The organism is Pseudomonas sp., assembly GCF_030684895.1.
Taxonomy (GTDB): Bacteria; Pseudomonadota; Gammaproteobacteria; order Pseudomonadales; family Pseudomonadaceae; genus Aquipseudomonas.
This window is the reverse complement of the sequence record NZ_JAUXXP010000030.1, coordinates 43,890-50,099: the sequence shown is the minus strand read 5'-3', so window position 1 is coordinate 50,099 and position 6,210 is coordinate 43,890. Positions and strand designations below refer to the sequence as shown.

Genomic DNA, 6,210 nt, shown 5'->3' with positions numbered 1-6,210 from the left:
TTGATCAACACGTCCTGCTTGTTGTTGATCTCCTCTTCCTTGATGCCGATGTAGGTGCGCAGGCGCAGGTCCTTGACGCGGATGCGCGCCATCCCAGGTTCCAGTCGCGGCATTACTTGCTCCGTCCGATCAGTTGCAGGACTTCGTGGCGAGTGTTGCAGGATTCGCGGAAGGCTCCAAGCATCACCGAGGAGGTCATCACCGAGTTCTGCTTCTCCACGCCGCGCATCATCATGCACATGTGTTTGGCTTCGATCACCACGGCCACGCCGGCGGCGTTGGTGACTTGCTGGATCGCATCGGCAATCTGCTTGGTGAGGTTTTCCTGGATCTGCAGGCGGCGGGCGAACATGTCGACGATACGTGCCACTTTCGACAGGCCGAGCACCTTGCCGGTGGGGATATAAGCCACGTGGGCCTTGCCGATAAACGGCAGCATATGGTGCTCGCACAGCGAGTACAGCTCAATATCGCGGACGATCACCATTTCGTCGTTGTCCGACTCGAACAGTGCGCCGTTGACCACTTCTTCCAGGCTCTTGTGGTAGCCGTTGCACAGGTACTGCATGGCCTTGGCAGCACGTTTGGGCGTGTCCAGCAGGCCTTCGCGTTCGGGGTTTTCACCAACGCCGAGGAGGATCTCGCGGTAGTGGTTGGGCAGTTCTGGAGTCATTGCAGGGTCCTCGCGGCCAGGCTCATTTGAGATGGCGGCCGCCGTTGACAGTCAGTGTGGTACCGGTGACATAGGGGTTGTCGAGCAGGTAGCGCAGGCTTTGGTAAATCACCAGTGGCCCGGGTTCGATGCCCAGTGCCGATTTGTTTAGGGTTTTGCTGCGGTAGTCGGCGTCGTCGTCCGGGTTGAATAGGATCAGTGCCGGAGCGATGCCGTTGACCTTGATCTGCGGGGCGAAGCGTGCAGCAAACGACAGCGTCAGGCTGTCCAGTCCGGCTTTGCTGGCGCAGTAGGCGGGACGGTTGGCGCTGCCCTTGCGCGCAACATCATCACTGATGTGCACGATATCGGCCGGCGTTGAGCGCGCCAGCAGGCCTTGGCAGTGCAGGTTGATCAGGTAGGGCGCGAGCATGTGCACGCTAAACAGCTGCTGGAAAGCAGCGGCTTCTTCGCCCGGCGCTTCCACCAACCAGTCAGAGGCGTTGTGCACAATGGCGCGCAGGCTGTCGGTGTGGCTCTTGAGCTGTTCGATAAACGTCAGGATGCCGGCTTCGCTGGCAAAGTCCGCCGGCAGGGCCAGGGCACCGCGTTGCCTGAGCACAGCGATGCTGTCGCGCTCGTTGCGGTAGGTGACGATCAGCGAGTGGCCGTCACCCAGCAGGCGTTCGGCGCAGTACAGGCCGATGCGCTGGCTGGCTCCGGTTATCAGGATGGGGGCGGCGCTGACGCTCATGCTCGACTCGGCAGAAAGAAAAGGGTGGGTTCAGCGACGCTGCGCCGGGATACCTGACCAGTACGGCGCGGCCTCGACTGAACCAGGAGTAAAGTTATACCAGCAATAGGCTTTGTACAACCATGCGCCCTGTACGGGTACTGGCCTGTTTCAAGCCATTTAGCCTATTTCATTGAGCTGTATCGGTATTTTTTCAATGGATGGGCTGAATAAAATTGTTTTTATCGTGTACAAGATTGGTTTTCTTGTACAGGTATGTGCCTTATGAAGCCTTGGCAGTTGAGCATTGCAGTGCTGCGTGGGCGCGTTAGCCATGTTGAGGTGCGAACGCTGCGCTGCTGTGGTTATCAGGTGCGGGTGGTCAGCCAGGCTGGCAGCATGCGCACGCTGGAGTACGCGTCGGGGTGCCCACTCTGGCCTGGCTTGGCGCTGCTCAAAGCGCGTTTGCGTCGTTGCGGAGTGCGTCAGGTGTTGTTGCTGCAGCCGGAAAGTCACGATGAGCTTATCGGCCGCGCCGAGCTGCTTGAACCTGATCCGGGGCTATGGATCACGCTGAGTTGATGCTTTCAGCGCGGGCTTTTGTTGGCGGCGCATGCGGCGTTTTTGCAGCGCCGACTAGCATCCGGATGGGGTAGCCAGTCGAGGTGGGGGCGTAGCCAGCAGAACGCGCGGTAACCCAGTTCCAGCAAAGGTCGCAGTGCCGGCCAGGTCAGAGGCATAGCCCAGCGCTCAAGGCCGGCTGCGCGCCAGCTCCATAGCGTGGCATCCAGGCCGGTGACCCATTGCCCGTCAGCAAAGCGGGCATGCAGGCGGTCTTGTAGGGCTTGTTTGGTTTGCCCGATGGACTCTGGATGAAAGTCGTTGAGGCCGATATCAACCAGGCACAGGCGCTGCACATCGGCGCGCTGGCGCAGCAGTTGGATCTCGCGGGCGCACAACGGACAGTCGCCATCGTAGTAGAGGGTCAGGGGCCACTGTGGTTGCTTGTTCATGGTCTAACTCTTTGTATAAGTCTTGTACAAAGTATGCCGGAAAGAGCTGAGTTACAATGCGTGCAACATTTTTTCTGTGATACCTGCGCCCATGTCCGATCATGTTGGTACTGCGTCCCTCGTTTCGAGTGCCCTCAAGCAGGAAGAGTTATTTCCTATCCGTGAAGTGGCGCGCCTGACCGGCGTCAATCCGGTCACCCTGCGGGCCTGGGAGCGGCGCTATGGGCTGATCCAGCCAACCCGCACCGACAGCGGCCATCGCCTGTATTCGCAGGTGGATATCGAGTCGGTGCGCAGCATCCTGGCGTGGATCGAGCGCGGTGTGGCGGTGAGCAAGGTTGGCAAGATTCTGGCCAAAAGCAGCTCAATCAAATCCGCCGGTTCACCGGTCTATGAAGAGGTCAGCGCCAGCGAGTGGGGCGAGTGGCAAGCTCAGCTGCGCCTTGCCATCAGTGCCTTTGACGAGCTGCGCCTGGATCGTCTCTACGGCCAGATTTTTTCCAGTTACCCGCTACCGGTGGTGTTTCAGGACATCCTGATGCCGCTGTGGCAGGAGCTGTTGCTGCGTCAGGACGAGTACGGCCAGACCAGCGAATGGCTGTTTCTCGATACCTTCCTGCGGGCCCGTACATTGCAGCGCCTGCAGGTGTTGCGCGCCCAAGTCGAGGAGCGCGTGCTGCTTGCGGCCTTGCCGGGCCATTGCCGCGAACTGGAGTTGTTGGTCGCCGGCTTGCTGCTGAGCAGCGCCGATACCGCTGTCAGCGTGCTGGGTCTTGGTCAGCCGCTGGAAGAGCTGACCCTGATCTGCGAAAAAATGCAGCCCCAGGCCCTGGTGCTGTTCTCCAATCAGCCGCCCAGCGATGACCTGCCCAAGGTGCTCTCGCGCCTGGCGCTGGCGCTGGATTGCCCGCTGGTGATGGCCGGCGATGGTGCCGACCTGGCCGAAGAAAGCCTCAGCGGTTCGCCGATTGCCTGCCTGGGCAACGAAGGTCGCCTGATGCAGCGCCGCCTGCAGCAGTTTCTGGCGGGCCACCTGGATACCTGATTTCTTCTATTAAGCACGCCTGAATAAGCGCGGTCGCCGTTATGGCGGCCGCTTTTTCGTGTGCCTGCAATTTGTTGTCGATTCCGATTAGTTGTACAGCTTGTACAGAAAAGTGCTTGCCATTTGCATCTTTAGGCTATACAAAAGCTATACATTCTTTGTTTGTGTATAGCTTGTATCCACTTGTACAGCTTGAGGACTGAGCAACATGACCCAATACCGCGCACCCCTTCGTGATATGCGTTTCGTTTTTGACGAGGTGCTCGACGCTTATGCCACCCTGCAGTCGCTGCCTAGTCAGCGCGAGTTCGGAGACGACCTCGGTGGCGCCATCTTGGAAGAAGCCGCCAAATTGGCGGAGAACGTGCTGGCCCCGCTAAATGGCCCCGGTGATAAACAGGGCTGCCATTACGATCCGCAAAGTAAATCGGTCAAAGCGCCGGATGGCTTCCGCGCCGCTTATCAGCAGTTCGCCGAAGGCGGCTGGACTGCTTTGGCCTGTACACCCGAGTTCGGCGGTCAGGGGCTGCCCCATGTGTTGAACATGATGGTCGAGGAGATGGTCTGCTCGGCCAACCTGTCGCTGGGCATGTACCCAGGTCTGACCCATGGCGCGATCAATGCGCTGACCGCTCACGGCGCCCGTGAGTTGCAGGAGCGTTACCTGCCAAAACTGATCAGCGGCGAGTGGACTGGCACCATGTGCCTGACTGAGCCGCAGTGCGGCACCGATCTGGGCTTGATCCGCACCCGCGCTGTACCGCAGGCGGACGGCAGCTATGCCATTAGCGGTACCAAGATCTGGATCACCGGCGGTGAGCACGATCTGGCCGACAACATCCTGCACCTGGTATTGGCCAAGCTGCCCGATGCGCCGGACAGCGTGAAGGGTATTTCGCTGTTCCTGGTACCCAAGTTTCTTGCGGACGGCAGCCGTAACCCGGCGTTTTGCGGCGGCCTGGAACACAAGATGGGCATCAAGGGCTCGGCCACCTGCGTAATGAATTTTGAAGGCGCCCAGGGTTGGCTGATCGGCGAGCCGAACAAGGGCCTCAAGTGCATGTTCACCATGATGAACTCGGCGCGTCTGATGGTCGGCATGCAAGGTCTCGGTATTGCTGAAAGTGCCTATCAAGTCAGTCTCGGTTTTGCCAAAGAGCGCTTGCAGAGCCGCTCGCTGTCCGGCCCGAAAGCGGCGGACAAGCCGGCAGACCCGATCATCGTGCACCCGGATGTGCGGCGCATGCTGCTGCGCCAGAAAGTGATGATCGAAGGCTGCCGCGCGCTGGCCTATTTTACCGGTCTGCATGAAGACGTCGGCCATGACCACGAAGACCCGGCCGTGCGCGAGCAGGCCGATGATCTGGTGCAGCTGCTGACCCCGGTAGTGAAATCCTTCCTCACCGATGAAGGTTTCAACTGCGCCAACGAAGGCTTGCAGGTGCTCGGTGGCTCCGGTTTCACCGAAGACTGGGGCATCGAGCAACTGGTACGTGATTCGCGGATTACCCGCATCTACGAAGGCACCAATGGTATTCAGGCGCTCGATCTGGTCGGGCGCAAGCTGGGCCTGGGTGGCGGGCGCGCGGTGCGTAATTACTTCGCCCTGGTCGAGGGTTGGCTCAAGGCCAACGCCGAGGCTGAGCACGTTGCGGCGGTGGGCGCTGCGCTTAAGCAGTTGCAGCAGGCCACGCTGTGGATTGCCAGCGAGGGCATGAAAGACCCCGAGCAAGCCGGTGCGGCGGCAACGCCTTATCTGCGTCTGTTTGCCCTGACCAGCCTGGCTTGGATGTGGGCGCGCATGGCCGCGGTGGCCAAGGCCAAGCTGGCCGCCGGTAGCACGGAAACGCTGTTCTATGGCGCCAAGCTGAAGTCTGCGGATTTCTTTATGGCGCGCATCCTGACTGAGACCGACAGCCTGCTGGCTGAGGTCAAGGCCGGCAAAGCCACGCTGATGGCCTTTAGCGAAGAGGAATTTGCTGCCTGAAACGACTGCGCAATCCGATAGCCACAAGTTCCGCCCATTTTCGGTTATCGGATTTTTTTATCCCTGCTGCAGGCGTTTCGCCTGCACTTTAGGCCCGCCTGAATGCGGGTCTTTTTTTGTCCGGGATTTGCTCGAGGTTTGCCGCTGGCCTCAGCGGCGCCCGGCATGCAGTCGTTGTTCCTGCTGCAGGTGTTGCTGGTAGATAAACTGGCGCAGCTGCTCATCACTTTGCGGGTCGAGGGTGTGCAGCTGATAGGCCAGCAGGCCGTTCTCGGTTTCGCGGACGAAAACCCCGGCCACGGCAATCGGCGTGTGCTCATCCACTGGCAACACCAGGTGAAAGCGCTTGGGCGCCTTGCGCCGCGCCCGATGTTCGATCAGCGCGCCATTCATCGACAGCTGATGAATCCACAGGTCGCTCGGTTGCGCATTGGGCGTATGCAGCGGTAACGGTTCGGGCAGGGGCGAGCGCCAGGCACGGTTGATCTCACCTTCATCGAAAATCTGCGGAGCGCTGAGCTGCAGGCAGGGCGTGCTCTGCTCATCCTGGCTGAGGTGCAGGTCGAAGGTCAGGTGCTGGTTGGCGATATGCGCATGCAGGCTCAGCGGCTCATTGACGGCGCAATGTGAGAGCAGCTCGCTGAGCTGTTTGCCAATATCCACCGACAAGTGCGTTTGGCTGCGCTGCTCGGTGTTCGCGGGCTGGTGCAGCTGGCGGATAAAGGCCAGTTCTGCCTGGGTCAGGAGTGCCTGTTCTTGCATGGGAGCGGTCTATATCAA

The 6,210-nt window shown here is 60.0% G+C and carries 7 protein-coding genes and 1 pseudogene; 3 read left to right on the top strand and 5 right to left on the bottom strand.

All coding sequences use genetic code 11. The annotated features are described in order from the left end of the window. The 3 genes and pseudogenes from folX to folM all read right to left on the bottom strand — a co-directional run. Window positions 1–113 (bottom strand): annotated as a pseudogene (gene folX, locus Q8M42_RS06230) (dihydroneopterin triphosphate 2'-epimerase); the annotation flags it as partial. Beyond that, window positions 113–673, bottom strand: a complete 561-nt coding sequence (gene folE, locus Q8M42_RS06225; RefSeq protein ID WP_305283732.1) for a GTP cyclohydrolase I FolE — start codon at window positions 671–673, stop codon at window positions 113–115. The pseudogene folX and the gene folE, both read right to left, overlap by 1 nt. Before the next feature lie 22 nt (window positions 674–695). Next, window positions 696–1,406, bottom strand: coding sequence for a dihydromonapterin reductase (gene folM, locus Q8M42_RS06220; protein WP_304867028.1), 711 nt, complete (start codon window positions 1,404–1,406; stop codon window positions 696–698). Between the two features lie 264 nt (window positions 1,407–1,670). Between folM and Q8M42_RS06215 the strand changes: the two genes are divergently transcribed. Continuing rightward, on the top strand, window positions 1,671–1,967 hold the full coding sequence (locus Q8M42_RS06215; RefSeq protein ID WP_304867025.1) for a hypothetical protein: 297 nt from the start codon (window positions 1,671–1,673) through the stop codon (window positions 1,965–1,967). Window positions 1,968–1,972: 5 nt separating this feature from the next. Here the strand turns inward: Q8M42_RS06215 and Q8M42_RS06210 are convergent, their stop codons facing one another. Further along, complete coding sequence (locus Q8M42_RS06210; RefSeq protein ID WP_304867022.1) at window positions 1,973–2,398, bottom strand: thiol-disulfide oxidoreductase DCC family protein; 426 nt, start codon at window positions 2,396–2,398, stop codon at window positions 1,973–1,975. 91 nt (window positions 2,399–2,489) lie between these two features. Between Q8M42_RS06210 and Q8M42_RS06205 the strand changes: the two genes are divergently transcribed. Beyond that, entirely contained in the window at window positions 2,490–3,443 is a 954-nt protein-coding gene (locus tag Q8M42_RS06205) for a MerR family transcriptional regulator (RefSeq protein ID WP_304867019.1), read from the top strand. Between the two features lie 208 nt (window positions 3,444–3,651). Continuing rightward, the gene (locus Q8M42_RS06200; RefSeq protein ID WP_304867017.1) at window positions 3,652–5,430 is read left to right on the top strand and encodes an acyl-CoA dehydrogenase C-terminal domain-containing protein; all 1,779 of its coding nucleotides are present in this window, start codon (window positions 3,652–3,654) and stop codon (window positions 5,428–5,430) included. Window positions 5,431–5,580: 150 nt separating this feature from the next. Here the strand turns inward: Q8M42_RS06200 and Q8M42_RS06195 are convergent, their stop codons facing one another. Continuing rightward, the gene (locus Q8M42_RS06195) at window positions 5,581–6,192 is read right to left on the bottom strand and encodes a PilZ domain-containing protein (RefSeq protein WP_304867014.1); all 612 of its coding nucleotides are present in this window, start codon (window positions 6,190–6,192) and stop codon (window positions 5,581–5,583) included. Window positions 6,193–6,210 lie beyond the last annotated feature (18 nt).